The sequence below is a fragment of the Micromonospora sp. NPDC048170 genome (assembly GCF_040652795.1).
Taxonomy (GTDB): Bacteria; Actinomycetota; Actinomycetes; order Mycobacteriales; family Micromonosporaceae; genus Micromonospora.
In genome coordinates this window covers 1-26061 of record NZ_JBEZMR010000025.1, presented here as the reverse complement: position 1 = coordinate 26061, position 26061 = coordinate 1, and the positions used below count along the sequence as shown (strand labels likewise).

The 26061-nt window shown below is 73.4% G+C and carries 24 protein-coding genes; 11 read left to right on the top strand and 13 right to left on the bottom strand.

Annotated elements, in window-relative coordinates; translation table 11 throughout:
• Window positions 1-57: 57 nt before the first annotated feature.
• The 5 genes from AB0D32_RS24935 to AB0D32_RS24915 all read right to left on the bottom strand — a co-directional run bounded on the left by AB0D32_RS24935 (window position 58) and on the right by AB0D32_RS24915 (window position 4800).
• On the bottom strand, window positions 58-1710 hold the full coding sequence (locus AB0D32_RS24935; protein ID WP_357094876.1) for an alpha-amylase family protein: 1653 nt from the start codon (window positions 1708-1710) through the stop codon (window positions 58-60).
• Between the two features lie 118 nt (window positions 1711-1828).
• Window positions 1829-3169, bottom strand: coding sequence for a M23 family metallopeptidase (locus tag AB0D32_RS24930; RefSeq protein WP_357094873.1), 1341 nt, complete (start codon window positions 3167-3169; stop codon window positions 1829-1831).
• A 68-nt stretch (window positions 3170-3237) separates the two neighbouring features.
• Window positions 3238-3372, bottom strand: coding sequence for a hypothetical protein (locus tag AB0D32_RS24925; protein ID WP_357094870.1), 135 nt, complete (start codon window positions 3370-3372; stop codon window positions 3238-3240).
• A 36-nt stretch (window positions 3373-3408) separates the two neighbouring features.
• Window positions 3409-4017 carry a LysE family translocator gene (locus AB0D32_RS24920; RefSeq protein WP_357094867.1) on the bottom strand — a complete coding sequence of 203 codons (609 nt, stop codon included), beginning with the start codon at window positions 4015-4017 and terminating at the stop codon, window positions 3409-3411.
• A gap of 39 nt (window positions 4018-4056) precedes the next feature.
• Window positions 4057-4800, bottom strand: coding sequence for a HEAT repeat domain-containing protein (locus tag AB0D32_RS24915; protein WP_357094864.1), 744 nt, complete (start codon window positions 4798-4800; stop codon window positions 4057-4059).
• Between the two features lie 160 nt (window positions 4801-4960).
• Between AB0D32_RS24915 and AB0D32_RS24910 the strand changes: the two genes are divergently transcribed.
• From AB0D32_RS24910 to AB0D32_RS24900, 3 genes are all read left to right on the top strand, one after another.
• Window positions 4961-5674: a hypothetical protein gene (locus tag AB0D32_RS24910; protein WP_357094861.1), complete on the top strand. Its 714-nt coding sequence runs from the start codon at window positions 4961-4963 to the stop codon at window positions 5672-5674.
• Window positions 5675-5801: 127 nt separating this feature from the next.
• On the top strand, window positions 5802-6404 hold the full coding sequence (locus AB0D32_RS24905) for a DUF1349 domain-containing protein (protein ID WP_357094858.1): 603 nt from the start codon (window positions 5802-5804) through the stop codon (window positions 6402-6404).
• A gap of 85 nt (window positions 6405-6489) precedes the next feature.
• Window positions 6490-7140, top strand: coding sequence for a DedA family protein (locus tag AB0D32_RS24900; protein WP_357094855.1), 651 nt, complete (start codon window positions 6490-6492; stop codon window positions 7138-7140).
• Window positions 7141-7193: 53 nt separating this feature from the next.
• Here the strand turns inward: AB0D32_RS24900 and AB0D32_RS24895 are convergent, their stop codons facing one another.
• The 3 genes from AB0D32_RS24895 to AB0D32_RS24885 form a co-directional block, all read right to left on the bottom strand.
• Window positions 7194-8597: a cellulose binding domain-containing protein gene (locus AB0D32_RS24895; RefSeq protein ID WP_357094852.1), complete on the bottom strand. Its 1404-nt coding sequence runs from the start codon at window positions 8595-8597 to the stop codon at window positions 7194-7196.
• Window positions 8598-8659: 62 nt separating this feature from the next.
• Window positions 8660-9424 (bottom strand): membrane protein insertase YidC, encoded by a 765-nt coding sequence (yidC, locus tag AB0D32_RS24890; RefSeq protein ID WP_357094848.1) that lies wholly within the window; start codon window positions 9422-9424, stop codon window positions 8660-8662.
• A gap of 96 nt (window positions 9425-9520) precedes the next feature.
• A complete protein-coding gene (locus AB0D32_RS24885) occupies window positions 9521-9811 on the bottom strand; it encodes a DUF6412 domain-containing protein (RefSeq protein WP_357094846.1) in 291 nt (96 codons plus the stop codon).
• A 190-nt stretch (window positions 9812-10001) separates the two neighbouring features.
• On the opposite strand from AB0D32_RS24885, the gene AB0D32_RS24880 reads away from it, so the two are divergent.
• The 4 genes from AB0D32_RS24880 (at window position 10002) to AB0D32_RS24865 (ending at window position 15181) form a co-directional block, all read left to right on the top strand.
• Complete coding sequence (locus AB0D32_RS24880) at window positions 10002-11147, top strand: glutamate--cysteine ligase (RefSeq protein ID WP_357094843.1); 1146 nt, start codon at window positions 10002-10004, stop codon at window positions 11145-11147.
• A 13-nt stretch (window positions 11148-11160) separates the two neighbouring features.
• Window positions 11161-12540 (top strand): FAD-dependent oxidoreductase, encoded by a 1380-nt coding sequence (locus tag AB0D32_RS24875; RefSeq protein WP_357094840.1) that lies wholly within the window; start codon window positions 11161-11163, stop codon window positions 12538-12540.
• 185 nt (window positions 12541-12725) lie between these two features.
• Window positions 12726-14144: a WGR domain-containing protein gene (locus tag AB0D32_RS24870; protein WP_357094837.1), complete on the top strand. Its 1419-nt coding sequence runs from the start codon at window positions 12726-12728 to the stop codon at window positions 14142-14144.
• A gap of 158 nt (window positions 14145-14302) precedes the next feature.
• The gene (locus AB0D32_RS24865; RefSeq protein ID WP_357094835.1) at window positions 14303-15181 is read left to right on the top strand and encodes an aminoglycoside phosphotransferase family protein; all 879 of its coding nucleotides are present in this window, start codon (window positions 14303-14305) and stop codon (window positions 15179-15181) included.
• Between the two features lie 375 nt (window positions 15182-15556).
• Here the strand turns inward: AB0D32_RS24865 and AB0D32_RS24860 are convergent, their stop codons facing one another.
• Window positions 15557-16366, bottom strand: coding sequence for a DNA-formamidopyrimidine glycosylase family protein (locus AB0D32_RS24860; protein ID WP_357094832.1), 810 nt, complete (start codon window positions 16364-16366; stop codon window positions 15557-15559).
• Between the two features lie 167 nt (window positions 16367-16533).
• On the opposite strand from AB0D32_RS24860, the gene AB0D32_RS24855 reads away from it, so the two are divergent.
• The 3 genes from AB0D32_RS24855 to rocD all read left to right on the top strand — a co-directional run bounded on the left by AB0D32_RS24855 (window position 16534) and on the right by rocD (window position 19753).
• Window positions 16534-17364, top strand: a complete 831-nt coding sequence (locus AB0D32_RS24855; protein ID WP_357094829.1) for a UbiA family prenyltransferase — start codon at window positions 16534-16536, stop codon at window positions 17362-17364.
• A 362-nt stretch (window positions 17365-17726) separates the two neighbouring features.
• The gene (ddaH, locus tag AB0D32_RS24850) at window positions 17727-18542 is read left to right on the top strand and encodes a dimethylargininase (protein WP_357095042.1); all 816 of its coding nucleotides are present in this window, start codon (window positions 17727-17729) and stop codon (window positions 18540-18542) included.
• Window positions 18539-19753 carry an ornithine--oxo-acid transaminase gene (gene rocD / locus AB0D32_RS24845; protein WP_357094826.1) on the top strand — a complete coding sequence of 405 codons (1215 nt, stop codon included), beginning with the start codon at window positions 18539-18541 and terminating at the stop codon, window positions 19751-19753. Before ddaH ends, rocD begins: the two co-directional genes overlap by 4 nt.
• Window positions 19754-19818: 65 nt before the next feature.
• On the opposite strand, the gene AB0D32_RS24840 is transcribed toward rocD, so the two are convergent.
• Window positions 19819-20970, bottom strand: coding sequence for an FHA domain-containing protein (locus AB0D32_RS24840; RefSeq protein ID WP_357094823.1), 1152 nt, complete (start codon window positions 20968-20970; stop codon window positions 19819-19821).
• On the bottom strand, window positions 20967-21101 hold the full coding sequence (locus AB0D32_RS24835) for a hypothetical protein (protein ID WP_357094820.1): 135 nt from the start codon (window positions 21099-21101) through the stop codon (window positions 20967-20969). Before AB0D32_RS24835 ends, AB0D32_RS24840 begins: the two co-directional genes overlap by 4 nt.
• 234 nt (window positions 21102-21335) lie before the next feature.
• Between AB0D32_RS24835 and AB0D32_RS24830 the strand changes: the two genes are divergently transcribed.
• The gene (locus AB0D32_RS24830) at window positions 21336-22109 is read left to right on the top strand and encodes a hypothetical protein (RefSeq protein WP_357094817.1); all 774 of its coding nucleotides are present in this window, start codon (window positions 21336-21338) and stop codon (window positions 22107-22109) included.
• 59 nt (window positions 22110-22168) lie between these two features.
• Here AB0D32_RS24830 and AB0D32_RS24825 read toward each other — a convergent pair whose 3' ends face one another.
• Both AB0D32_RS24825 and AB0D32_RS24820 read right to left on the bottom strand, forming a co-directional pair.
• On the bottom strand, window positions 22169-23218 hold the full coding sequence (locus AB0D32_RS24825; RefSeq protein WP_357094814.1) for an acyl-CoA desaturase: 1050 nt from the start codon (window positions 23216-23218) through the stop codon (window positions 22169-22171).
• 148 nt (window positions 23219-23366) lie between these two features.
• A complete protein-coding gene (locus AB0D32_RS24820; RefSeq protein ID WP_357094810.1) occupies window positions 23367-25967 on the bottom strand; it encodes a hypothetical protein in 2601 nt (866 codons plus the stop codon).
• Window positions 25968-26061 lie beyond the last annotated feature (94 nt).

Here is a 26061-nt window from a genome sequence, read left to right as displayed (position 1 = left end):
TCCCGCAGCCGAGTGACCTCGGGCGGGCGGCACGACGACCGGCGGACGGAACCTCCGCTACAGGCCGCGACCGCGGCAGAGGCGGATCCACCGGTAGCCGTAGCCGGCCACCTTGACGCGGTCCAGCTTGCCGACCTCGCCGTAGTTGCGGTCGACCAGCACGTCGACGGGGAGGTCCGCCTCGGGCTCCAGCATGCTGAGGTCCACCTCGGCGTCGTCGGTGCCGAGGTTGTGCACGAAGACCATCGTGCCGCTGCGGCCGTCGGCCCGGTGCGCCAGCACCCCCGGCGGCATCGCCACGTCGATGTGGGTGGTCGAGCCCGAGCCCACCTCGGGGGCCTCACGGAGCGTACGGATCATCCGCTCGAACCAGGCGAGCAGCGACTTCGCGTCGCCGCGCTGGGCGGTCACGTTTACCTTCTCGTACGAGAAGTCACCCTTGTCGATCACCGGGCGGACCAGTTTCTCCGGGTCGGCAGTGGAGAAGCCGGCGTTCGGCTGGTACGACCACTGCATCGGGGTGCGGATCGCCTCCCGCCCGGCCAGCGACAGGTCCTCCCCCATGCCGATCTCCTCGCCGTAGCGCAGCACCGGCGTGCCGCGCAGCGAGAACTGCAACGCGTACGCCAGCTCGATGCGACGACGGTCGTTGCCGAGCATCGGGGCGAGCCGGCGGCGGATGCCCCGGTCGTAGATGCGCATGTTCTCGTCGGGGCCGAACTCCGCGTACACCTGGTTGCGTTGTTCGGCGGTGAGCCGGGAGAGGTCGATCTCGTCGTGGTTACGCAGGAAGGTGGCCCACTGCCCGCCCTCGGGCAGCGCCGGGGTGTCCCGCAGCGCCTCGATGATCGGCTCCGGGTCCTGCCGGGCCAGGGCCAGCATCAGCCGCCCGTTGAGCATGAAGTCGAAGAGCATGTGCAGCCGGTTGCCCGAGCCGCCGCTGTCGCCGAAGAAGGTCGGCAGTTGGTCGGGCTCGACGTTGGCCTCGGCGAGCAGGACGGCGTCGCCCCGGCGCCACTGCACGTGCTGGCGCAGCTCGGTGAGGAACTCGAAGTCCTTCGGCGAGTTCGGGTTGCCCGGCTCGGTCAGCTCGATGATGAACGGCACCGCGTCCATCCGGAACCCGGAGACGCCGAGCTGGAGCCAGAACGAGACGATCTTCTTGATCTCCTCGCGGACCTCGGGGTTCGTGAAGTTCAGGTCCGGCTGGAACTTGTAGAAGCGGTGGTAGTACCAGGCCTTGGCGGTGCGGTCGTAGGTCCACGTCTCGTGCTGCTCGCCGGGGAAGACCATGCCCTGGTGCCGGTCGCTGGGCTCGTGGTCGGCCCAGACGTACCAGTCGCGGTACGGCGAGTCCGGCGAGGAGCGGGCGGACTGGAACCACGGGTGCTCGTTCGAGGTGTGGTTCACGACCAGGTCGATGATCACCCGGATGCCGCGGTTCTGCGCCTGGTGCAGCAGTTCCGCGAAGTCGCCGAGGGTGCCGAAGCGCGGGTCGATGTTGTAGAAGTCGGTCGCGTCGTAGCCGTCGTCGCGGTTGGGCGACGGGTGGATGGGATGCAGCCAGAGGCAGGTCACGCCCAGCCGGGCGAGGTAGTCCAGCCGGCCGATCAGCCCCCGGATGTCACCGACCCCGTCGCCGTCGGAGTCCGCGTACGTGTCGATGTCGAGGCAGTAGACGACCGCCTCCGAGTACCACCTGTCAGCCATGCCGGGCTTATGTCTCCGCTCCCGGCTCCCGGCAAACACGGCGTTGGCTGTGCTCGACGTCCGACCGGGCGGTGCGGGCGAGGCGTGCCCGCGCCGCCCGGTCGGACGGTGCGGCCCGTCAGGTGGTGACGTCGATGTCGCTGACCTGCCCGCCCCCGGCCATCGTCAGCCACCCGGCGTACGGGCCCTGCTTGGCGAGGAAGTTGCCGCCGCCGACGAACGCGAACCAGTCGTGCCCGCTGACCGCGATGTCGCTGACCTGCCCGCCGCCGGCCATGGTCAGCCACCCGCCGTAGATGCCGTCCTTGGCGTAGAAGTTGCCGCCCTGTGCCCAGCCGATCCAGTTGCCGCTGAGCGCCACCTTCGACGCCCCACCGGAGTTGACCGCCTGCCACGACGAGTACGCCCCGTCCTTCGCGTACAACACACCCGCCGAGTTCACGAACGCGAACCGGCTGCCACTCACCGCGATGTCCCGCACCTGCCCACCCCCCGCCAGGGTCAGCCACTCGCCGTAGATGCCGTCCTTGGCATAGAAGTTCCCACCCTGTGCCCAACCGATCCAGTTGCCGCTGAGCGCCACCTTCGACGCCCCACCGGAGTTGACCGCCCGCCACGACGAGTACGCCCCGTCCTTCGCGTACAACACACCCGCCGAGTTCACGAACGCGAACCGGTTACCGCTCACCGCGATGTCCCGCACCTGCCCACCCCCCGCCAGGGTCAGCCACTCGCCGTAGATGCCGTCCTTGGCATAGAAGTTCCCACCCTGCACCCAACCGATCCAGTTACCGCTCAACGCCACCTTCGACGCCCCACCGGAGTTCACCGCCCGCCACGACGAGTACGCCCCGTCCTTCGCGTACAACACACCCGCCGAATTCACGAACGCGAACCGGTCGAGGACCGGGTCGGCCGGTGATGCCAGGTCCGGGAACGCCAGGTTGATGGCCGCGCCCTTGGTGACCGTGCCGCCGCAGGAGTAGGCCGGGGTGAGGTCGTACACCGCGCCGTTGCGCCGGATCTCGAAGTGCAGGTGCGGGCCGGTGGAGTTGCCGGTGCTGCCGACGTACCCGAGCACCTGCCCCTGCCCGACCTGCTGCCCGACGGTGACCGCCGGCTGCTGCACCATGTGCAGGTATCTGGTCTGGTAGCCGCTGGCGTGGTTGACCGTCACCATGTTGCCCCCGCCAGCGGACCAGCCGGCGAAGACGACGGTGCCGGGGTAGGCGGCGCCGATCGCCATCCCGTTGTTCCCCGCGATGTCCACCCCGTAGTGGTCGCTGTCGATGCTGCCGCACCTGCTCGCGAGCACTCCGGTGACCCGTCCGCCCACCGGCTGGATCATCGCCCCGCTCTGCGGGTACGCCGGCTGTGCCGGCACGAGCGCCAGTCCGCACAGGACGACCGCGGCGACCGCGAGCGCCCGCAGCCGCCTTCCCGCTGTCTCCTTGGCCACGCCACACCCCTCGATCTCATCTACGTCGATACATCCGCGGAGACAAGATAGACGAGCCCGACTCCCCCTCAGTCGATCGTGTCCGAGTAGACCTCGACGTCGTAGAGCAGCCGTACGGGGTAGCCGTTCGTGACACCGACGAAGACCGGCTCGGCGGCGGGGGTGCGACCGCGGCGCCAGACCTCCTCCCGCGCACGGGCCACCCGGGGCACCGCCCTTTGCGGCTCGGGCGGGCGCTGTCAGGTGCGCTCGGTGGCGAGACGCACCGCGAAGGTGATCAGGACGACGCCGGTGACGCGGTCGAGAGCACGCCGTACCCTGCGGCGCTCGAACAGCGCACGTGCCCGGTTGAGCAGGTACGCGTACCCGCTGAGCCAGCCGAGGGTCAGGACGGCGTGGATCAGCACCAGAGTCCCCAACCCCCAGGCACCGAGTGACGGCGGCGCGAGGGTGGGCAGCAGCGCCGTGTAGAAGACCGCGATCTTCGGGTTCAACATGTTGGTGGCGAGGCCCGTCAGGAACGGCCTGCCCCTCGTGGGAGCGGTGCTGGCCACGGGGCTGTCGCCCCCACCGCCACGCAGGGCCTGGAAGCCCAGGAAGGCCAGGTAGCCGACGCCCACCACCTTCACCACGAGGTACGCCCCCGGCGAGGCGGTGAGCAGCGCGGTGAGGCCGAGCACCGCCAGGCATCCCCACACCAGGAGCCCGCAGACCACGCCCGCCCCGGCGCGCAGGGCATCGCCCTGACCGCCCACCAGAGCGCGGCGTGTCACCACCGCCATGTCCGGCCCCGGAACGATGGTCAGCAGCCCGAGCACCCCGGCAGCGGCCAGCAGATGAAGCACCATGACGCCAGTGTGCGGCAGGCGCCCGAGTCATCGGCAGGGCTATCCGATGCCCAGCGGAGCGCTGAGCCGCAACCGCTCGCGTAGCCGCCGCGCTTCGCGGCCACGGTACGCCCGCAGGACGCTCTCCAGAGTCTCGCGTACGTACGGATCGGGATGCTCGGCCAGGTATGCCAACTCCTCGGCGCCGCCGCGTCGGGCTCGGCCCAACTCGTAGAGCACGTCGATGATCTCGTCGGCACTGCTCGCTGTCCGCAACCGTGTCATCAGCTCGGTCTTCGGTTTCGGTGGCTCGTCGCGGGAAAATCGGCGGCGCACCTTTGCCGCCTTGTACTCCCCGCGCGGCAGACAGGACGGACACGGACAGGGCCGCCCGCCGTGGGCTGCCGGCAGATAGCGCCAACCGACTCCCTGCGGGACGTCGCGAATCCGTCGTACCTCGGTGCTGGTGATCGCGCGGGGCACGAACACCTCCTGGCCACGCGGATCGTCAAGTTCGCGCACCGCCGCGACCGCCTCCGCCGCGGTGGCATGGCGCGGTCGGGCACCGTAGCGCCCGACCGTCACCGGCTCGTCGTCGGGCAGCCGCAGGTGCACCGCGACCAGCACGCCTGCGTGCCAACGCCGCAGCTCACGAACCCACTGGTAGGTGAGAGTGAACGACGGCAGCACCGGCACGCAGTACACGCCCCGCCCGCCGGCCCGCCCGTGGCTGCGCGCAGCGACGCCTGAACGCACGATGCGTCGAGCCCATCGGGCCTCGGTGATGTGCACGAACTCCGCCATCGCCGGGATGGTAGCCCCGGCCGGTGGTGGTGACCACGGGTTTCCGTCGCTCTACGCATATCAGCGTCGATGGGATCGCCGGCCGCCCCCTTCGACACACGATCAGGTCCGACGACTAGCATTGCCGCAGTCCGGGACGGCTCTGCTGAAACGAGGCGAAATGCGTTGGCTTCAGCGGTTGCTGGGCAGCGGGCGGGTCGAGCTCGATCCGGGGCGACAGCAGGCACTGTTGCAGGACCTCCAGTACCGGTACGGCGCGCACGCGCGGATCCGGTTTCCCGAGCAGGTCGAGGCGGTCGCAGCGATGCTGAACGGTGACGACGGTCTGGTGGCGGCGGCCCGGATCGTGAGCCAGGTCGCCGACGAGGCCCACGCGGACCTGCAGTCCCAGGCCCACGAGATCCACCGACGCACGGGCCGGCGGCTCCTCGTGCACCGCCGGAACTACCGGCCGCTGTGGATGGAGGCCGGCCAGGCCCTGCGCTGGCCGCTGGCCGCGTTGCCGTGCGGCTTCCACCCGTACGCGCAGCTGGCCGCCGCCGTCGCGGTGGTCGGCGGCCAGGCGCCCCGGCTCGACCGGGTGACCGACCCGAACCCGCTCGTGACCCACGTGTTCGAGGTGCTCGACCTCACCACCGCCGGCTGGGAGTACGGCCGGGTGCGGATCGACACCGACGCCGCCGCCTTGGCCGACCGGCTGATCTCGACCGCCGGGCAGATCCTCGCAGCCATGGACGACCCGCCCCGGCTGCCACCTGCGGTCCGGGCGCTCATGCGCCGCAACAACACCCTCGACGTGCACGATCCGGCCAGTTCCCGGGTGGTCGGTGCGATCAATCCGGGCGCGACGATGCGCGAACGGCTGCTGGCCTGAGGACACCGCGGCGATCACCCAGCCGGGCAGCACCCCCGCTACGTCGAGAAGAACGCCCGCCCGCACACGCGACGACCCGCGTTCCTCCGCCGCACACCGACCCGGGTCACGGCGGTACCGTCGCCGCATGGGTGACGCGGCGGGAGCGGTCGACTGGGCCGACGGTGAGTGGTGCAACGAGCCGGTACGGGTCGAGCGCGGGTCGGCGGGCGAGTTGCTGGTGCAGCCGGCCGGGGGCAGCGACCTGTGGCGGCACACCTCGTACGGCTTCGTGCACGACGACGCCCCGGCGCTGCTCGCGCCGTTTCCCGTCGGCGCGGCGATGGAGGTGGCCTTCGACCTGGACTACGGCGAGCAGTTCGACCAGGCCGGCGTGCTGGTGCGGGTCGACGAGCGGAACTGGGTAAAGGCCGGGGTGGAGGTCAGCGACGGCCAACCGCAGGTCGGTGCCGTGGTCACCCGGGAGGTGTCCGACTGGTCGGTCGCACCGGTGCCGCTGTGGGCCGGGCGGGAGGTGACCGTCCGGGTCAGCCGGGGCCGCGACGCGCTCACCGTCCGGGCCCGGTCCGACGACGAGCCGTGGCGGCTGGTCCGGCTCGCCCCGCTCGCGCCGGAGGCCGTGGCGACGGCCGGGCCGTACTGCTGCTCCCCCACCCGGGCGGGCCTGCGGGTCCGGTTCACCGGCTGGCGGCGGGGGCCGGCCGACACGGCGCTGCACCCGCAGGGCTGAACGGGGTGGGCCGGCTCACGGGCAGGTGTGACGCCCGGGCCGCAGGGTAGAAGAACCTGATCCGGACCCGGCCGAAAGGATCGCGATGGCACTCGCCGAGAACGTCGACCCGACCCGACTCGGCGGCCTGACCGGCTGGGTGGCGGGGGTCATCGACGCGGCCGGCGCCATCGGGGTGGCCCTGCTGGTCGCCCTGGAGAGCATCATCCCGCCGATCCCGAGCGAGATCGTCCTGGCGATGGCCGGTTACCTGGCCAGCGAGGGGCGGTTCAACGTCGTCCTGGTGTGGGCCGCCGCCACCGTCGGTTCCCTGGCCGGGGCGCTCGTCCTGTACTGGCTGGGCGCTGCCGCCGGCGAGGACCGGCTCAAGCGCTGGCTCGACCGGTTGCCCCTGGTCGACCTCGACGACCTGGAGAAGGCCGACCGCTGGTTCGAGCGGCACGGCCGGTGGGCGGTGCTCTTCGGCCGGATGATGCCGGTGGTACGCAGCCTGATCTCCGTCCCCGCCGGGGCCAACCGGATGCCGCTGCCGGAGTTCGTCGCGTTCACCACGCTGGGCAGCGGCGTCTGGAACGCGCTCTTCGTCGGCCTGGGATACGCCCTCGGCTCCCGCTGGCAACAGATCGAGCAGTACAGCAAGTGGTTCGACTACGGCATCATCGCCGCCTTCGTCGTCGCGATCGCCTGGTGGGCGATCAAGAAGACCCGTCGCCGCCGCGCCCACGCCGCCCCCTGACCCACCCTGCCACGTGCCCGGCCCAGGCCCCGGAGGGCCTGGGCCGGGGTGGGTCAGGGGAGGGTGTCGAGGTGGGGGGCGACGGTGCGGGCGAAGTTGTTGCCGTTGGACACGTCCCAGTTGACCGACCAGGTCATCGCGCCACGGAGGCCCGGGTAGGTGCGCGGCGGGCGGAAGCTGCCGCAGTTGGTGCCCCGGGACAGGCAGTCGAGGGCGGCGTTGACCACGCTGGGCGCGACGATGCCGCCACCGGCCGCGCCGGGACCGGCCGGCAGGCCGAGCCCGACCTGGTCCGGGCGCAGCCCGGCCTCCAGTTGGATGCAGGCCAGCGCGACGATGAAGTTCACCGTCCCCTGGGAGTACGCGGCGTTACGGTCGCAGCCGAGCATCGCGCCAGAGTTGTAGAACTGGGTGTTCACGACGGTGAGGATGTCCTTGATGTCGAGCGCCAGCTTGAAGTAGCTGCTGCCCGGGGACTGCATGTCGATGGTCTGCGGGGCCATCGCGATGATGAGTCCGGCACCCACCTTGGCCCGCAGTGAGCGCAGCGCCTGAGCCATGTAGGTCGGGTTCAGCCCGTTCTCCAGGTCGATGTCGACCCCGTCGAAGCCGTACCGCTGGATCAGCGCGTGGACGCTGTCGCTGAACGCGACGGCGGAGGCGGCGTCGTTGACAGCCACCCGGCCCGTCTCACCGCCCACCGAGATGATCACCTTCTTGCCCCTGGACTGGAGGGTGCGCACGTCGGCGGAGAAGTCGGCGTCGGTGTAGCCGCCGAGCGAAGTGGAGAGGCCGGGGTCGACGGCGAAGGTGACGGCGCCAGGGGTCGCGGTGGCCTCGGCGAAGGCGACCGCGACGACGTCGTACTCGGCCGGCACGTCACGCAGCCGCAGCTCGACCGCGGGGTTGTCGAAGTTGTGCCAGTACCCGGTGAGGATGTGCTGCGGCAGGCCGGTGTTCGGCGGCGGGCTCGTCGGGGGCGGCGTGGTCGGCGGCGGCGTGGTCGGAGGCGGGGTCGTCGGCGGTGCGCTGGTGGGTGGCGCCGTGGTGGGGGTGGGACCACCGCCGCACGGCGCGCCGTTGAACTGGCAGTTGGTGGGCGCGCCCGGCCCGTTGCCGAGGAAGCCGAACGAGACCGAGGCGCCCGGGGCGATACGGCCGTTCCAGGACCGGTTGGTGAACGTGTGCCGCTGGCCCGACGAGGTCAGCAACGCGTCCCAGTAGCTGCCGACGGTGGTGCCGGCCGGCAGGTCGAAGACGACGCTCCAGCCGTCGACCGTGGACGCGCCCCCGTTCGTGATCGTGTACTTCCCCTCCCAGCCCGATCCCCAGTCGGCCGTCTTGACGAAGCTGGCGGTCGCCCCGGCGGCGAATGCGGGCATCGCCACCCACACCGCGCCGAGCGCCGCCACCACGGCTGCGACCAGTGAGAACACCAGAGACCTGGATCTTTTCACGACACCCTCCACACCCCGACTACATCCACTGGCATCAACATTGACGCTCATTATTAGGAGTGTTAACTGTTTCTGTCCAGGGGCCGGGCGGGCTCGGCGGTCCGGGCGGGCCGTGGGCGGCGCAGCACCACCTGCTCCAGCGCCGACCAGGCGGTGGTGGTGACCAGGTAGATCACCGCGGCCAGCGGCAGCACCAGCGCCACCAGCACCGTCGTGTACGGCAGCAACGGCAGCAACCGGCCGAGCGCGGCGGCACCCGGCCCCTGGGTCGGCGTACCGGCCGCCGTCCCCGTCGCCGCCGCACGCCGCATCCGCCGCGACGTCCACCAGGCCAACGCGAGCAGGGCCGCCAGCAGGGCGCCGAACAGCGGCAGCGCGCCACCAACCGATCCGTCGCCGAGGTGGTGGCCAAGCGGCACCCCGGCCAGCCGCTCGTCGAGCAGCCCGGTGCCGCCCTCGGTGGTGGTGAAGAGCCGGTACATCACCAGCAGGACCGGAGCCTGGAGCAGCAGCGGCAGGCAGCCGGACACCGGGCTGGCGCCGTTGGCCCGGTAGAGCGCGAACAACTCGCCCTGCAACCGCGCGGGATCGTCCGCGTACCGCCGCTGGAGCTCGCGGACCTGGGGGGCGAGCGCCGCGCGACGCCGCTCCCCACGGACCTGCACGAGGGTCAGCGGAGAGATCAGCAACCGGACGACGACCGTGAGGACGACGATGGCGGCGGCCGTGGCCGCGTCGCCGGCCAGCGGTTCGAGCAGGGTGGTGAACCAGGTGAGCGCGCGGCCGGCGGCGCCGACCGCGTCGGGCAAGGGTGCGAAGGCGAGCATGGATGACCCCTCGGTCCGATTCCGGGTGCCGGTCCGGCAGGAAGAAAGAGGTTCGCCGGACGGGCGGATGGCGGCGGAATCGGCCGCGCGACGGTGCTACGCGGCCGAGGGGTACGCCCCGGGCGCGCGGGGACGGGGCCGCCCGGCGGCGTCCGGATCGACCTGGCGGGGCACCCGGCGACGGGCCAGGGCGCGCAGGGCGGCGGCGTGGCCGGCCCGGGGCGCGTCGACGGCGCCGGCCGCGTGCACGGCGAGCACGACGACGAGCAGCGCGACGGCGGCGAGCGCGGCCCCGGCGAGCAGCCCGGCCGGGCGGTCGGTGAGCAGGGTCAGGTGGGCGAAGGCGTACGCCCACGTCCCCCACACGATCCCCAGCGGCCCCGGCACGCCGACCAGCCTAGGACCCGCTGTCACCCCGCCCGGCCCAGCTGCGCGACACTCCCGGCAGCGGCTCCGGCGAGCCGGGGCGCGACGGGCGACACGCCGGGATCGCGTTTTCCCGCCTGCGCACCGTGGGTAACCACTGACCGACCCGGTACGGACGGACCGCTACCGGTGTGAACGGACGGTGGTGGCGATGACCGGCCAGGTGGCGGAGGCTCCGAGCGTGACGGGCGAGGGGACCGACCTGCTCACGGTGGGTGTCGAGGAGGAGTTCCTGCTCGTCGACCCGCACACCGGGGCCGCGGTGCCGGCCGTCGACCTCGTCATGGAGCAGGTGCCGCCCGAGCTGCGCGGCCAGGTGGAGCGGGAGTTCCAGACCAGCCAGATCGAGATCGGCAGCCCGCCCGGCCTGGAGCTCTCCTCGATCCGGCACTCCCTCGGCGTGCTGCGGGCCGCGCTCTCCGACGCGGCCGAGCGGGCCGGCGTACGGCTGCTCGCCATCGGCACCGGGCCGGTCGACGGGCCGGTGCCCCCGGTGGTCGACAAGCCCCGCTTCGACCGGATGATCGAGCGGTTCCGCCTGCTGGTTCCCGGCCCCGGCAACAACGGCATGCACGTGCACGTCGGGGTGCCGGACCCGGAGACCGGGGTGCAGGTGCTCAACCACGTCCGGCCCTGGCTGCCGGTGCTGCACGCGGTGACCGTCAACTCGCCCTTCGCCAGGGGCGAGGACACCGGGTACGCGAGCTGGCGGTCGGTGGAGTGGGAGCGCTGGCCGTCGGTGGCGCCCACCCCGTTCCTGGAGTCGCACGAGCACTACGAACGGCTGATCCGGCAGCTCATCGCCAGCGGCGTGATGCTCGACGAGGGAATGCTGTACTGGTACGCCCGGCTGTCGGCCAAGTACCCGACGGTGGAGATCCGGATCGGCGACGTCTGCCCGTCGGTGGACGACGCGGTGCTCGTGGCCGCCCTGGTCCGGGCCATGGTGGCGACCGCGATGGACGACATGGCCGCCGGCCGGCACGCTCTGCGTACCGATCACCACCTGCTGGTCGCCGCGCACTGGCGGGCCGCCCACGACGGGCTGGAGGGTGACGGCGTCGACCTGACCGACGGCGAGCTGCGACCGGCCTGGGAGCTGTTCGACCAGCTCGTCGAGCGGCTGCGCCCGGCACTGGAACGGCACGGCGACCTCGACGAGGTGACCGATCTCGTCGCCGGGCTGCGTCGGCACGGCAGCGGGGCGGCCCGGCAGCGCGCCGTCTTCGCGCGTACCGGCAAGCTCGTGGACGTGGTGGAGGACGTCGCGCGACAGACCCGCGGCGTGCGCCCGTGACAGGATGGTTCCCGTGACGCAACGGTTGATCGTCATCGGTGGGGACGCGGCAGGAATGGCGGCGGCGTCCCAGGCGCGACGCCGCCGCGACCGCGGCGACCTGGAGATCGTCGCCTTCGAGCGGGGACACTTCACGTCGTACTCGGCGTGCGGAATCCCGTACTGGATCAGCGGGCTGGTGCCCGAGCGGGACCAGTTGATCGCCCGTGACCCGGCGACGTTCCGGGAGAAGTTCCACATCGACGTACGGCTGCGGCACGAGGTGACCGCGATCGACCTCGACCGGCGCGAGGTGGTCGCGCGGGACCTCGACGGCGGCGGGGACGTCCGCGAACGCTTCGACACCCTGATGTACGCCACCGGCGCGGTGCCCAAGAAGCCGGACTGGGCGGATACCGACGCCGGCGGGGTCTTCGGGATGCAGACCCTCGACGACGGCGCCGCGCTGCGCGCCTGGCTGGACTCCGAGCCCCGGCCGCGCCGGGCGGTGGTGGTCGGCGGCGGCTACATCGGCGTGGAGATGGCCGAGGCGCTGATCCAGCGCGGGCTCGCCGTCACCCTGGTCGAGCAGGCCGAACAGCCGATGGCCACCGTCGACCCGGACATGGCCGAACTGGTCACGGACGCGATGCGGGGCATCGGCGTCACCATCCGCACCGGCCTCGGGGTGACCGGCCTGGAGGAGAGCGACGGCCGGGTGTCCGCGGTGGTCACCGACGAGGGGCCCATCGCCGCCGACGTGGTCGTCCTCGGTCTGGGCGTACGCCCCAACACCGCGCTCGCGGAGGCCGCCGGCCTGCCGCTGGGCACCACCGGCGGGATCCGGGTGGACCGCCGGATGCGGGTGCAGGGGATGCCGGACGTCTGGGCCGCCGGCGACTGTGTGGAGACCACGCACCGGGTCACCGGGCTGCCGGTGCACGTGCCGCTGGGCACCCACGCCAACAAACAGGGCCGGGTCGCCGGCATCAACATCGGCGGCGGGTACGCCACCTTCGCAGGGGTGATCGGCACCGCCGTCACCAAGGTCTGCGAGTTGGAGGTCGGGCGCACCGGGCTGCGCGAGAAGGACGCCGCGGCGGCGGGGTTCGAGTTCGTCACGGTGATCGCCGAGTCCACCAACCGCGCCGGCTACTACCCGGGCGCCCGGCCGATGACGGTGAAGCTGATCGCGGAGAAGCCCAGCGGGCGGCTGCTCGGGGCGCAGATCGTCGGCTGGTCCGAAGCGGCGAAGCGGATCGACACCCTCGCGGTGGCGCTGTGGAACGGCATGACGGTGGACGACATGACCGCGCTCGACCTGGGCTACGCCCCGCCGTACGCCCCGGTCTGGGACCCGGTGCTGATCGCCGCCCGCAAGGCCGTCGACGCCCTGGCCGCCACCAACCGCTGAGCACCAGGCCCCAACCCTCGATCGCCAACCCTTGAGCGGTAAGGAAGGGCACCTTGTTGACGCCTGAGGTATAGGAAGGGCCCTTCCTATACCGGAGGCGGGCTTGTCGGGGGTGGCGGTTAACGTGTGCCCGCTGTCGCCGCGCCGGCCATGTCGGGCCGGTCGCTGACCCCTCGGAGGGCCCCATGTCGCAGGAGACGACCTACCTCGAACTGTCCGAAGTGGACGGTGCGCACAAGTTCTACGAGGTCGTCGTCGACGACGCCGCGCTGACCGTCCGCTACGGACGGATCGGCGACCAGGGCCAGGTCAAGACCACTGCCTACGCCGACAACGCCAAGGCCCGCGCGGCGGCGGCGAAGAAGATCGGCGAGAAGGTCCGCAAGGGGTACGCCCCGGCCGTCCCCGGCGTACGGCAGAAGCGCGCCGTCTCCCGGCGGCAGATCGTCAGCACCCGGTCCACCGCCCGCACCGCCCCGGTGCTCTGGCGCTACGACTCCGGTGCCCCGGCCTTCGGCATCTTCGTCGACGGGCAGAGCTGCATGGTCGGCAACGAGCGCGGGGTCATCACCACGCTCGGCCACGACGCCCGGGTGCTCGACCAGGTCCGCCTGCCCGACGGGGTGAAGTGCATCGTCGCCGACGACGCCTGGGTCTACGCGGGCTGCGACGACGGCAACGTCTACGACCTCTCCGGCAAGGTGCCCCGGGTGGCGTACGAGATCGCGCCGGAGATCGACATCTACTGGCTGGACATCCACGACGGCGTGCTGGGCGTCTCCGACGCGGGCGGCGGCATCGTCGCCGTCGACCACGAGGACGAGTTCCTCTGGCGCCGGCAGGGTCGCGGCCGGTCGGCGTGGATGGTGCGCTGCGACGCCGACGCGGTCTACCACGGCCACTCGCAGGGCGTGACCGGCTACGACTGGCGCACGGGCCGCGAGCTGTGGCACACCCGCACCGGCTCGGTGCTCTTCGGCTGGCAGGAGCCCGGCGCGGTGTTCGCGGGCACCGCCACCCGCGAGGTGGTTCGCTTGGCGAAGGACGGCCGCGCCGAGCGCACCTACCGGTGCGACGCCCCGGTCTTCTCCTGCGCCACCGCCGAGGGCGGCCGGTACGTCTTCGCCGGCGACAGCCAGTCCTCGATCTACTGCTTCGACCAGGCCGGCAACCGGCTCTGGAAGCTCGGCACCGGCTGCGGCTCGGCCTACTCCATGCAATACCACGACGAGCGGCTCTACGTCGTCACCACCAGCGGCCACCTGGCCTGCGTGGACGCCAGCGAGCCCGCGATCCGGGCGGCGGAGGCCGGCAGCGTGCCGGAGGTGGTCGACGTCAAGGCCCCGTCCCGGATGCCGGAGCCGGCGGCGTGGACGACGGTCGAGGTGACCAGCGACGTCGGCGGCGGCGTGATCGTGCAGTGTGTCGAGGACCGCGGCCGGCTGCGCGTGCACGTGGTCTCCCCCGGCTACCACCGGGACTGGTCGGTGCAGTTCCCCAAGGGCATCCGCGAGCCGGGTGCCCGCTACCTGGTCACCCAGGTCCGCGAGTCCGGCCGGGGCGGCTTCTACCGAACCCACGGCGACATCCGCCGCCTCCGCTGACCCCCCTCCTCCCTCCCCTCCCTCACCCCCTCCCCCACCTCGCGATCTTGCACTTTGTGCCCTGACATAACAGGGCAAAGCAGGCAATCCGAGGACGCAAAGTGCAAGATCGCGGGGGTAGAGGAGCGGGGAGGGGGGTGTCGGTTCAGGATGGGCGGGTGGATTCCGAGCTCCTGATTCCGGACGGGCTGGGCTGGGTGCGGGGCACGCCGGCCGGGCGGGAGTGGCTGGCGGCGCTGCCGGGCCGGCTGGCCGACTGCGCCGCGCGCTGGTCGCTGCGGGTGGGGCAGCCCTTCGCGTACGCCTTCGCGTCGCTGGCCCTGCCCGCCGAACTGCCCGACGGCACGCCGGCGGTGCTGAAGCTCCAGTACCCGGACCCCGACAGCATCCACGAGGCGACGGCGTTGGAGCACTGGGCCGGAGTGGGGGCGGCCCGGCTGCTCGCGCACGACCCGGAGCGCCGGGCGCTGCTGGTCGAGCGGTGCGTGCCCGGCACGCCGCTGCACGCGCTGAGGACCGACGAGGCGCTGGACGTGGCGGTTGGGCTGCTGCCCCGGCTCTGGCAGCCGGCCGGCGCGCCGTTCACCCCGCTCGCCGAGGAGGCCGCCGGCTGGATGGAGCGGCTGCCGGAAGACTGGGAACGGGCCGGCCGGCCGTACGAGCGGCGGCTGCTCGACGCGGCACTCGGGCTGCTGGCCGACCTCGTCGGCAGCCAGGGCGAGCAGGTGCTGGTCAACCAGGACCTGCACGCCGGCAACGTGCTGCGGGCGACCCGGGAACCGTGGCTGGTGATCGACCCGAAGCCGTTGACCGGCGACCGGGAGTTCGGGGTGGTGGCGCTGGTGCGGGGCGCGGAGCTGGGGCACTCGCCCGACGCCGTCCGGCACCGGTTGGACCGGCTCAGCGGGGAGCTCGGGCTCGACCGGGAGCGGGTACGCGGCTGGACTGTCGGGCAGACGCTGGCCTGGAGCATCGGCGAGGGGCACGTGTTCCCACATCAGCTGGATGTGGTCCGCTGGCTGCTCGGCGCGGGGTGAGAGGCAGCCGCTCCGCCGGTCCGGACGCGGACGTGTTCGAGCCGTGGCGTTACCGCGCGTCTGGCGCGGCCACCGCCATACGTGCGCTGTCGAGCTGCCCGCGCAGGTGGGGCAGCCGAACGGTGCAGCCATGCGCCAACCACGACCACCGAATCGGTACGTGCGCTGTCGAGCTGCCCACGCAGGTGGGGCGGCCGGACGGTGCAGCCATGCGCCAACCACGACCACCGAATCTGCCCGCGCGCTGTCGAGCTGCCCGCGCAGGTGGGGCAGCCGAACGGTGCAGCCATGCGCCAACCACGACCACCGAATCTGCCCGCACGGACGGGGCAGCTCGACAGTGGGTGCCGAAGGGATGGCCCGCAGGGGCGGCGGTCATCCTGGCTGGCAGGTGGGGCACCAGTAGAGGTTGCGGCCGGCCAGCTCGCCCCGGCTGACCGGGCCGCCGCAGACGTGGCAGGGGTCGCCGGGGCGGCGGTAGACGTACACCTCGCCGCCGTGCCGGTCGACGCGGGCAGCGCGGCCCATCGCCTCGGGCAGGTGCGCGTCGCGGACGGTGTCGATCCGGCCGCGCGTGACGGCGAGTCGCATCAACGCCACCAGATCGGCCCAGAGCGCGTCCCAGCCGGCACGGGTCAGCCGCCGGCCGGGCAGCGTCGGCGGCAGCCCGGCCCGGAACAGCGCCTCGGTGACGAAGATCAGCCCGGTGCCGGCCACCACCGACTGGTCGAGCAGCAGCGCGGCCAGCGGCGTGGGGCTGCGGGAGATCCGGGCGTACGCCCGATCGGGGTCCGCGTCGGCGCGCAGCGGGTCGGGGCCGAGCCGGCCGCGTAGCGCCGCCACCTCGGGCGGGGTGAGCAGCTCGCAGGCGGTGGGGCCGCGCAGGTCGAGCCAGTGCCGGTCACTGGTCAACCGCAGCCGCACCTGGCCGACCGGGTCGGGCGGTTCCCCGGGGCCGTCGGCGAACTTTCCGTAGAGCCCGAGGTGCACGTGCAGGGTCAGCTCGCCGGCGTGGTGGTGCAGCAGGTGCTTGCCGTACGCCTCGGTGGCCTCCAGGACGGTGCCCGAGAGCCGGGCCGCGCCCTCGGCGAAGCGGCCCTGCGGGCTGGCGGCGTGCAGCTTGTCGCCGGCGAACAACTCGGCGTGCCGCGCCGCCAGGCGGTGGATGGTGTGTCCCTCTGGCACGGGTGCCAAGGATAGCCAGCGCGCCCGTGACGGTGCAGTTGAACGACGGCGGAAGCCTGTTACCCGCGTACCTCGTGTCGGAGAACGGCCGTCTGGGTATTCGGGACGCGTACCGCGTGGGCGGCATCGTTCCAATCGGCCACCACGCATTCTTCAGGAGGTGTGTTGTGGTCAAGATTCCTCTGCTGTCGCGCCGGTCGGAACCGGCGCCGACGGACGAGAACCTCGACGGGCGCGACGTTCCGACCGACACCGGCCGGGACGGCACCGGGTCCCGTGGGGACGGACCGAACGGCACCGGCACCCATGTGGACAGCCGGAACGTCGTCGCCGAGCGGCGGGCGGCCGAACGGGCGGCCGTCGCACGGGCCGCCACGGGCCGGCCGACCGACGACGACTCCCGGCGCATCCCCCGGGTCACCGACACCGATCCGACCCCCGAACGCACCACCGACGGGCGGCCGGTCGACGGGCGGACAATCGACGGGCGGACGATCGACGGGCGGACGATCGACGGGGAGCGGGACGCGGCGACGCGGGTCGCCCGGACGGACCGCGACCGGGCCGTGGCCGGGGACCGCGCCCTGGCCGGGGACCGTGTGGTCGACCGCCCCGTCGACCGGGACGGCGACGGGGTGCCCGACCGCGTGGAGCCGCCGGTTGCGGTCGGCCCGAAGCCCCGGGCCAGCATGCTCGCCACGCTCGGCCTGATCGGCGGCGTGGCCGGGGCGCTCTTCGTGCTCACCGGCGCCCTCACCGGGTACGGCATCGGGCTCGGCGCGGTCGGCGCGGTGCTCGCGGTGCTCGGCCTGATGGCCACCCGCCGCCGGCACATCGCCGGCAAGACCGACGCGCTGCTCGGCATCGTGCTGGGCCTCGGCGCGGTGGTGCTCGGCGTGCTGGCCATGACCGGCCAGTTCGACTGGCCGACCACCGACGGCGACTGGGTGCAGCGATTCCGGGAGTGGCTTGACTCACAGTTTGTGGACCGCTTCTAGGGGGCACTGATCGGCTCGCCGGCGACGCCCGGCAGTGCCGGTGGTTCACCGGCGACGCCCGACCAGCCTGGTGGTTCACCAGCCGGGCAACCCTTTTTCGGGGGCGGCGGTTCGCCGCCCCCGAAGCGTTTCCCAGGGTCGGCGCGACCGCGACGCCGCCCGGGACCGTACGGCTGCCACCCATCAGCTCCGACGCAACGGATCGCTCTTGACCTGCCCCGGATACGCAACGATCAGCCATCCGACGCAAGCCTCACCGGTGGATACCGTCGCCAGGGCCGCATACCGTTGAGCAACGGCGCCAGCTCCGTGGGCCGAAGGTGGCCGGGGCGCGCCCGACCCTGGGAGCAGGACAGATGACGATGGACGCCACCAGCCAGCGCTTCCTGATGTGCCGGCCGACGTACTTCGCCGTGGACTATGCGATCAACCCGTGGATGGACCCGACCGCGCCGGTCGACACCGAGCTCGCCGTACGGCAGTGGGAGCAGCTGCGGCAGACCTACCGGGACCTGGGCCACACCGTCGAGGAGATCGCTCCCGTGCCCGGCCTGCCCGACATGGTGTTCGCCGCCAACGGCGGCACGGTGATCGACGGTAAGGCGATGGCCGTACAGTTCCGCGACCCGCAGCGCGCCGACGAGGCCCCCGCCTACCACGCCTGGTTCGAGGCCGCCGGCTTCGAGATGTACGACCCGAAGCACGTCAACGAGGGCGAGGGCGACATCCTGCTGGCCGGCGACTTCCTGCTCGCCGGCACCGGCTTCCGCACCGCGCACGCCTCGCACGCGCAGCTCCAGGAGGTCTTCGGCTACCCGGTGGTCACCATGCAGCTGGTCGACCCGCGCTTCTACCACCTGGACACCGCGCTCACCGTGCTCGACGAGCGGACGGTGGCGTACCTGCCGGAGGCGTTCTCGCCCGGCAGCCGGTCGGTGCTGCGCAGGCTCTTCCCCGACGCGGTGCACGCCAGCCTGGTCGACGCCGAGGTCTTCGGGCTGAACGCGGTCAGCGACGGTCGGCACGTCGTGCTGCCGGCGCAGGCCACCGGCCTCGCCGCGAAACTGCGCGACCGGGGCTACGAGACGATCGGTGTCGACCTGTCCGAGCTGCGCAAGGCCGGCGGCGGACCGAAGTGCTGCACGTTGCGACTCCGTCAGGGAAAGGCGAGCAAGTGATCGACGACATGCTGCGGACGCCGGAGGCGATCCGCGACGCGGAGCGGTGGACCGCGCACAACTACCACCCGCTGCCGGTGGTCATCTCCTCCGCCGAGGGTTCCTGGCTGACCGACGTGGACGGCCGCCGCTACCTCGACTGCCTGGCCGGTTACTCGGCGCTGAACTTCGGCCACCGGTACCCGACGCTGATCGCTGCCGCGCACGCCCAGCTCGACCGGCTGACCCTCACCAGCCGGGCGTTCATCCACGACCAGTTCGCCGACTTCTGCCGGGAGCTGGCCGAGCTGTGCGGCAAGGATCTCGTGCTGCCGATGAACACCGGCGCCGAGGCGGTGGAGACCGGCATCAAGGTCGCCCGAAAGTGGGGCTACCAGGTCAAGGGCGTCACGCCGGGGCAGGCCAACATCGTGGTGGCCGAGGGGAACTTCCACGGCCGGACGACCACCATCGTCAGCTTCTCCACCGACGAGGACGCGCGGGCCGACTTCGGGCCGTACACCCCGGGCTTCACGATCGTCCCCTACGGCGACCTGGCCGCGCTGACCGCCGCGATCGACGAGAACACCGTCGCGGTCCTGATCGAGCCGATCCAGGGCGAGCAGGGCGTCGTCGTGCCGCCGGAGGGCTACCTGCCGGGCGTCCGCCGGGTCTGCACGCAGCAGAACGTGCTCTTCATCGCCGACGAGATCCAGTCCGGCCTGGGCCGCACCGGGGACACCTTCGCCTGCGACCACGAGGGCGTCACGCCCGACATGTACCTGCTCGGCAAGGCGCTCGGCGGCGGCATCGTGCCCGTCTCCGCGGTGGCCGCGAACACCGACGTGCTCGGCGTGCTCAGGCCCGGCCAGCACGGCTCCACGTTCGGCGGCAACCCGCTGGCCTGCGCCGTCGCGACCGAGGTGGTCCGGCTGCTGGCCACCGGCGAGTTCCAGCGCCGCTCGGTCGAGCTGGGCGCGCGGCTGCACGCCGGTCTCCGGGCGCTGGTCGGCAGGGGCCTCGTCGCGGTGCGGGGCCGGGGCCTGTGGGCCGGGCTCGACATCGACCCGGCGCTGATGAGCGGCCGGGAGGCGTGCGAGCGGCTCGCCGGGCGCGGGGTGCTCGCCAAGGACACCCACGGTGCCACCATCCGGCTCGCCCCGCCGCTGGTGATCACCGAAGAGGAGATCGACCACGCGGTCGACCAGCTCGCCGCCGTGCTGGCCGGCTGAGCCCCGTACGACAGAGGCGGGCGTCGGGACCACGATCCCGGCGCCCGCCGTCGTCTCCCCGCGGATCAGCGGGGCAGGCGCATCGCCATCGTGGGGGCCTCGGCCATGACCGAGGTCGGCGTGTGGGAGGCACCGGCGGGTAGTTCGCCGGGCCGACCGATCTGCACCCCGGGGTAGAGCTCCAGCATGTCGCCCTCGGACAGCAGCCGGGACTGCTGCGGCGCCAGCGGTACGCGGTCGGCCTCCGCCATCGAGCCGCCCGGCCGGATGCCCGAGCCGTTCGTGCTCACGTCGGTCACGATCACCTCGCCGACCCGCAGCTCGAAGCGGACATGGCTGCGGCTGATCCAGCGGCGCGCCTCGTCGTTGAGCCAGTGCCCGAGGACGATCCCGCCGGCCTGGTCGGGCGCCCGGCCCACCACCACCGGCTGTTCCTCGGTGAGCACGAAGCGGCGCCGGACCAGCCCGCCCACCCGGACGGCGAGGACGGCGCTGCGCGGTCGCGGGCCGGCGTCGCCGAGCCTGATGCCGTGCCGGGGGCAGGTGGGCACGCCGCCACGCAGCGTGGGCGGCGGCTGGACGGCGGGGCTGCGCTCCACCACCCGGGCCAGGTCGGCGAAGGCTCCGCCGCCTCCGCCACCACCGAAGAGCGCGCAGCCGGGCTCCGCGCAGCGCCACTGCCGGGAGAGCAGCTTCACGCCGGCCGGTGACCGGTCGCCGGCGACCGGGGTGTGCCCGCCACCGAAGTGGGCGGCGAAGGCCGGGCCGCCCGGGCCGGGCACCGGGGCGAGCACCCGGCCGGGCTGCTCGACCAGCCACGGGTAGCGCCCACGCAGGCCGTCGGCCCGTACCCGGGTGAGCACGGGCAGGCCGAGCAGGTCCGCCACCTCCAGCATCCGGTCGCCCGGGTTGTCGAGCACCTCGACCAGCCCGTCGTCGGCCCACCGGCGGACCACCATGCGCTCGTTGGAGGTGAGGTCGGCGTCGGAGAGCATGGCCCGGTGGACGACCGCGTAGACCGGGACGCTGTCCTCCTCCAACTCCCGGGCGAGGGCGTCGATCACCATGCCGAGGCGGAGCAGGCTGGCCGGCCGGCCGCCGTCGAGGTCCTGGTAGCGGATCACCTCGGCCAGGTCCACGACGGCCCGGGCCAGCGACGGGTCGGTGTTGACCCGGCCCTCGATGGCGTCCAGCACCTTGCTGATCTCGAATCTCATCGGACGCTCCCCACGATCTCGTCGATCCGCCGCGCCAGTTCCAGGTCACGCCCGGTGACGGGGTCCTTCGACCATCCCGCCAGCCCACCCAGCTCGTCTCGCACCGCCTCGGCGGTGAGCACGTCTGCCATGGGGAGACCCTACCGGGACGGGCCGAGACGACGCCGAACCAGCGGCGGGAGGTGTGGCCGACCAGGCTGCGCGCGAGCCGATCCGTCACCGCCTCGCGTCGTACGCGAGCCCCGGCGGCCCGCCGGGACATAGACGCGCGGCTGTGGCCGGGCGGGGTTAGGCTGACCGGTGGCCCGGCCGGGGCCGCGACCCCACGTCGCCCCCGGCTCACCCTGCGTGAGGAGACTTCCACGATGAACACTCGACGGCTGACGACCACGGGGGTCGCGCTCGTCGCCGCGCTCACCCTCGGTCTCACCGGGTGCGCCACGGAGAGGGACACGGACACTCCGGCCGGCAACGGTGGCGCCACCGGCGCGGCCCCGGCCAGCAGCGCCCCCGCCGAAGCGCGCGCCGAGCTGACCGCCGCCGCGCAGAAGCTGAGCCAGCAGAGCGTGAAGATGCAGCTCAAGTCGTCGGTCGTCAACGGCAGCGGCGTGATGGACCCGGCCACCAAGAGCGGCGACATGACGATGAAGATGGGCCCCGAGGGCACCTTCCGGATCCTGATGATCGGCAACGACGCCTACCTGAAGATCACCGGGATGGAGGGGATGCCGAAGAAGTGGATGCACATGGACGCCACCAAGCTCGGCAAGAGCGGCCAGCTCAACCTGATGCCCGAGGGCGATCCGGGTGGCGCCAAGCAGATGATCGACAGCGTGGTGGACGTCGAGAAGACCGCCCCGGGCCACTACTCCGGCATCCTCGACTACACCCGTACGAAGGCCGAGGACAAGTCCATCCAGGCCCTCGGCGACAAGGCCAAGGCCGTCCCGTTCACCGCCAGGGTCGACGACCAGGGCCGGCTCGTCGAGTTCGCCATCGACACCCAGGTGCTGCACGAGTCGCTCGGCACGATGATCACCACCTACTCGGACTTCGGCGCCCCGGTCACCGTGCAGAAGCCGCCCGCGAGCGACACGCAGGCGGCCCCGCAGGAGCTGATCGAGTCCCTGGGCTCCTGAGCCCGACCGCACGCGCGAACGGGGGCGACGCCGGTCGGCGTCGCCCCCGTTCGCGCGTGTCAGCCGCGCAGCGGCCGGCCCACCTCGTGCAGGTGCGCCAGCGCCTGGCGGTACGACTCGACCAGCCCCGTCTCGGCGTACGGGATGCCCTGCTCGGCGCAGTAGGCGCGGACGATCGGCCGGGCCCGGCGCAGGTTGGCCCGGGGCATGTTCGGGAACAGGTGGTGCTCGATCTGGTAGTTGAGCCCGCCCAGCGCGACGTCGACGAACCGGCCGCCGCGCACGTTGCGGGAGGTGAGCACCTGCTTACGCAGGAAGTCCAGGTCGTCGTCGGCGGTGGGCATCGGCATGCCCTTGTGGTTCGGGGCGAACGAGCAGCCCATGTAGAGGCCCCACAGTCCCTGGTGGACGGCGACGAAGGCCAGCGCCTTCACCGGCGACATCACCAGCAGCAGCGCGCCGAGGAAGCCCACGGCGTGCAGGACCAGCAGCAGCGCCTCGACCCGGCGGTGCCGCATCGGGGTGCGGAACCCGCCGTCGGAGTCCCGCGCCACGATCGCCCGTACGCTCGCCACGTGCAGGGCGAGCCCCTCCAGCAGCAGCATCGGGAAGAACAGCCACGCCTGCCGGCGGGCCAGCCGGCGGCCGAAGCCACGCGTCGCGGCGGCCTGCTCGTACGTCCAGACCAGCGCGCCCGCCCCGACGTCGGGGTCCTCGTCCTCGTGGTTGGGGTTGGCGTGGTGCCGGTTGTGCTTGTCGACCCACCAGCCGTAGCTGAGCCCCACCGCCAGGTTGCCGGTGAGCAGGCCGATCGCCTCGCTCGGCCCGCGCCGCCGGAACATCTGCCGATGGCCGGCGTCGTGGCCGAGGAACGCGACCTGGGTGGTGGCGACGGCCAGGAGGACGGCCACCAGGAGCTGTGCCCACGAGTCGCCGACCAGCCCGACGGCGGCCCAGCCCGCCGCGAAGACGCCCAGCGTGAGCACGATCCGGGTCACGTACCGGCCCGGGCGCCGCTCCAGCAGGCCCGCCCCACTGATCCGCCGGGACAACTGCGCGTAGTCACTGCCCCGCCGTACCGGCGGGTCCGCCACCGCTCCGAGCACCATTGCGGCTCCCGTTCCTCGATCCGGAACCGCGCCGGCCGGCACGCCCCTGCCGTCCAGTCTCCGGCGAGCGGTTGCGCTGAGTAACCCTGCCCGCCCCCCGGTCGGGGGTAGGGCAGGCCCTACCCTGCCGCCCGTGAACGGTGCCCGGTCAGCCCATCCGGCCGACGGCGGCCCGGAGTCGCGCCAGGTCCCGGCGACGCCGCTCGTAGGTGGTGGCGAGGCCGATCAGCGCGAGCCCGCCGGCGGCCAGGAAGATCCACCGGGGCAGCAGGTCCCAGCCGCGGACCAGCTCGTGCAGCGCGAGCAGCGCCAGGGTCACCCCGCCCAGCAGCACCGGTGCCTGCCAGCGGCGGGTCGCCCCGGCGAGCACCGCGCCGAGCGCGGCGACGCCCAGCAGCAGCCGCCGCCACGGCTGATGGTCCGGGGCCACCAGCACCGACACCAGGCTCGGCAGCAGCGCGGCCACGAGCCCGGGACCGAGCGCCAGCCAGCTGGTCAGCCCGGGCCGGGTGCGCAGCGCCACCACGCCCGCCACGAGGGCCAGCGCCGCCACCGGCACCGTGTACGCCTCCAGCACGGCCACGTCCCCCGCCGCCAGCAGCAGCCAGCCGCCGAGCAGTTCACTGCCGCCGGCGATGCCCGCGAAGACCCACCGCCCGCCCACCGACTCGCCCCGGCGCAGCACCCGCAGCGCGACGGCGGCGCCCCACAGCACGCAGACCGCCGCCGCGTGGCGCAGCGAGCCCACCGCGAGCAGCAGCGCGACCAGCGCCACCGCCTGGGCCGCCGCGTCCAGCGCCACCGCCGGGACCCGTCCCGGGCGGGAAGCGGCGGCCACCGCGGCGGCCAGGGTGAGCACCGCGACGGCGAGCACGCTGAACGCCGCCGTCCGCAGCGACAGCCCGCCGGCCGGCGGCGCGACGACCGCCAGGCAGGTCGCGGCGGCCACCGCGACCAGGGCGCCACCGAGCCGGGCCCCCGCCCGGCGGGCGGCCACGCCGACCACCGCGGCCGCGACCACCAGCACGCCGAGGCCGGCGATCGTGCCCGCCCGGGTGGCGAGCAGCCCGAGCAGGCCCGACGTCGCCAGCACCAATCCCACCGGCGCCCCGACCGGGGCGAGCAGCGGGCGCGGGGCGGTCAGCGCGGCGACCAGCACCACGGCCGCCCCGCCGAGCAGCGTGACGACCGGCAGCACCGGCCACGGCACGCCGGCGGCCACCAGCAGCACGGGCAGCGCGGTCGCGGCGAACGGCAACGCGACCAGCGCGGCCCGCCACCAGCCGGCGCCCACCGGCACTACGCCATCTCCGGCGGGGCCGGATCGCGCGACGCCCCGGCCGGACAGGCCGGCCAGTATCCCGGCCACCGCCAGGGCGGCCAGCGCCAGGCCCGCCGGGAGTGCCCCCGGTTCGGCAGCGACCGTGGGCGCCCCGGACCACGGCGACACCGCGCCGTACGGGGCGACGAGCGCCGTCAACGCCACCGGCGCGGCGGTGGCGACCGAGACGACGAGCAGCCCGACGCCGGCCACCCGCAGGGCGATGTCGGAGCGCGCCGCACCGCCCAGTGTCGCCAGCAGCACCGCCACGGCGGCGTAGAGGGTCACCGGTTCGTCGGCCGGTACGACCAGCGGCGCCAACCCGACCGCCGCCACCGCCACGGCCACCCCGACGGAGGCGTACGCCCGCAGGTCGGGCCAGTGTCGGCGGACCGCGAGCAGCCCGACGGGCAGCAGCGCGACGGCGGCGAGCGCCGCCCGCGCCTGCCACCAGGCCGGCACACCGGCGATGAGCGCGACGACCACGCCGGCCGGCACCGCGGGCGGCACGACGGCCAGCGCCACCCCGGCCACCCCGCGTTGCACGGCCGTGCCGCGCCGGCCGGACACCGCCACGGCGACCCCGGCCACCAGGACCACCGCGAGCGCCGCGCCCGCCCCGGCGGGCGCGGCGAGCCCCACGAGCAGGCCGTGCCCGAGCAGGACGGTGCCGGCCACCGTCGAGGTCAGGACCGTCCAGGACCGGATGCCCGGGCGTCCCACCGCGACGGCCAGCAGGCCCACGGCCGCCACCAGGTCCAGGGCCACCACCGCCGGCCAGGGCGACGGCCAGCCGGCGGGCACCGCCAGCACGACGGCCGCCACGCCGATCGCGGCCAGCGCCGGCCGGGCGGCCCTCGGCAGCAGGAGCCCCAGGGCGGCCACGGTCAGCGCGATCACCACCGGCAGCTGCCATCCCTGGTCGAGGTCGGGCCCGGCGACGGCCCCCCGCCACGGCGGCAACGACCGGCCCGCGGTGGCGCCCGCGAGCGCGACGGCCAGCAGCACGGCGAACTGGGCCGTCCCGCCGGCCACCGCCAGCGCGCCGGCCCGGGGACCGGTGCGCCAGCCGGCGGGCAGCAGCCGCACCGCGCCGGCCAGCGCCACCATGACCAGCGCCGTGAGCAGCGGCGCCAGCCCCAGTTCCGCGATCGGGCGGAGCACCGCTGCGGCCAGCGCCGGCACCACCAGCGCGGCGGCAACGGCGCGGAACACCGCCCCGCCGGTGAGCAGCGCGGTGCCGAGCAGCGTCAGCACCACCAGCAGCAGCGGTGCCCCGGCCAGCACCGGGAGGCCGGCGGCCCGGCCGACGGTCAGCGGCACCACCGCGCAGCACGCGGCCACGAGCAGCGCGCCGGCGTGCCCGACCCAGGCGAGGACGCGCCCGGCGAGCACCGCCGGACGCTCACCGGCCGGCGCGGACGCCACACCCGTCGCCCCACCGGCCGCCGGGACGCCATGCGGGCCCTGTTCGCTGTACGGCCGACGCCGGCCTCATGGGCGGTGCCGGAGTGTCGCCGAG

What these genes read in the sequence shown, in the direction of transcription:
- AB0D32_RS24935 (WP_357094876.1), bottom strand. Translation starts at nt 1,710, where the DNA reads ATGGCTGACAGGTGGTACTCGGAGGCGGTCGTCTACTGCCTCGACATC.
- AB0D32_RS24920 (WP_357094867.1), bottom strand. Translation starts at nt 4,017, where the DNA reads ATGGTGCTTCATCTGCTGGCCGCTGCCGGGGTGCTCGGGCTGCTGACC.
- AB0D32_RS24915 (WP_357094864.1), bottom strand. Translation starts at nt 4,800, where the DNA reads ATGGCGGAGTTCGTGCACATCACCGAGGCCCGATGGGCTCGACGCATC.
- AB0D32_RS24910 (WP_357094861.1), top strand. Translation starts at nt 4,961, where the DNA reads ATGCGTTGGCTTCAGCGGTTGCTGGGCAGCGGGCGGGTCGAGCTCGAT.
- AB0D32_RS24905 (WP_357094858.1), top strand. Translation starts at nt 5,802, where the DNA reads ATGGGTGACGCGGCGGGAGCGGTCGACTGGGCCGACGGTGAGTGGTGC.
- AB0D32_RS24900 (WP_357094855.1), top strand. Translation starts at nt 6,490, where the DNA reads ATGGCACTCGCCGAGAACGTCGACCCGACCCGACTCGGCGGCCTGACC.
- yidC (WP_357094848.1), bottom strand. Translation starts at nt 9,424, where the DNA reads ATGCTCGCCTTCGCACCCTTGCCCGACGCGGTCGGCGCCGCCGGCCGC.
- AB0D32_RS24880 (WP_357094843.1), top strand. Translation starts at nt 10,002, where the DNA reads ATGACCGGCCAGGTGGCGGAGGCTCCGAGCGTGACGGGCGAGGGGACC.
- AB0D32_RS24870 (WP_357094837.1), top strand. Translation starts at nt 12,726, where the DNA reads ATGTCGCAGGAGACGACCTACCTCGAACTGTCCGAAGTGGACGGTGCG.
- ddaH (WP_357095042.1), top strand. Translation starts at nt 17,727, where the DNA reads ATGGACGCCACCAGCCAGCGCTTCCTGATGTGCCGGCCGACGTACTTC.
- AB0D32_RS24840 (WP_357094823.1), bottom strand. Translation starts at nt 20,970, where the DNA reads ATGAGATTCGAGATCAGCAAGGTGCTGGACGCCATCGAGGGCCGGGTC.
- AB0D32_RS24835 (WP_357094820.1), bottom strand. Translation starts at nt 21,101, where the DNA reads ATGGCAGACGTGCTCACCGCCGAGGCGGTGCGAGACGAGCTGGGTGGG.
- AB0D32_RS24830 (WP_357094817.1), top strand. Translation starts at nt 21,336, where the DNA reads ATGAACACTCGACGGCTGACGACCACGGGGGTCGCGCTCGTCGCCGCG.
- AB0D32_RS24825 (WP_357094814.1), bottom strand. Translation starts at nt 23,218, where the DNA reads ATGGTGCTCGGAGCGGTGGCGGACCCGCCGGTACGGCGGGGCAGTGAC.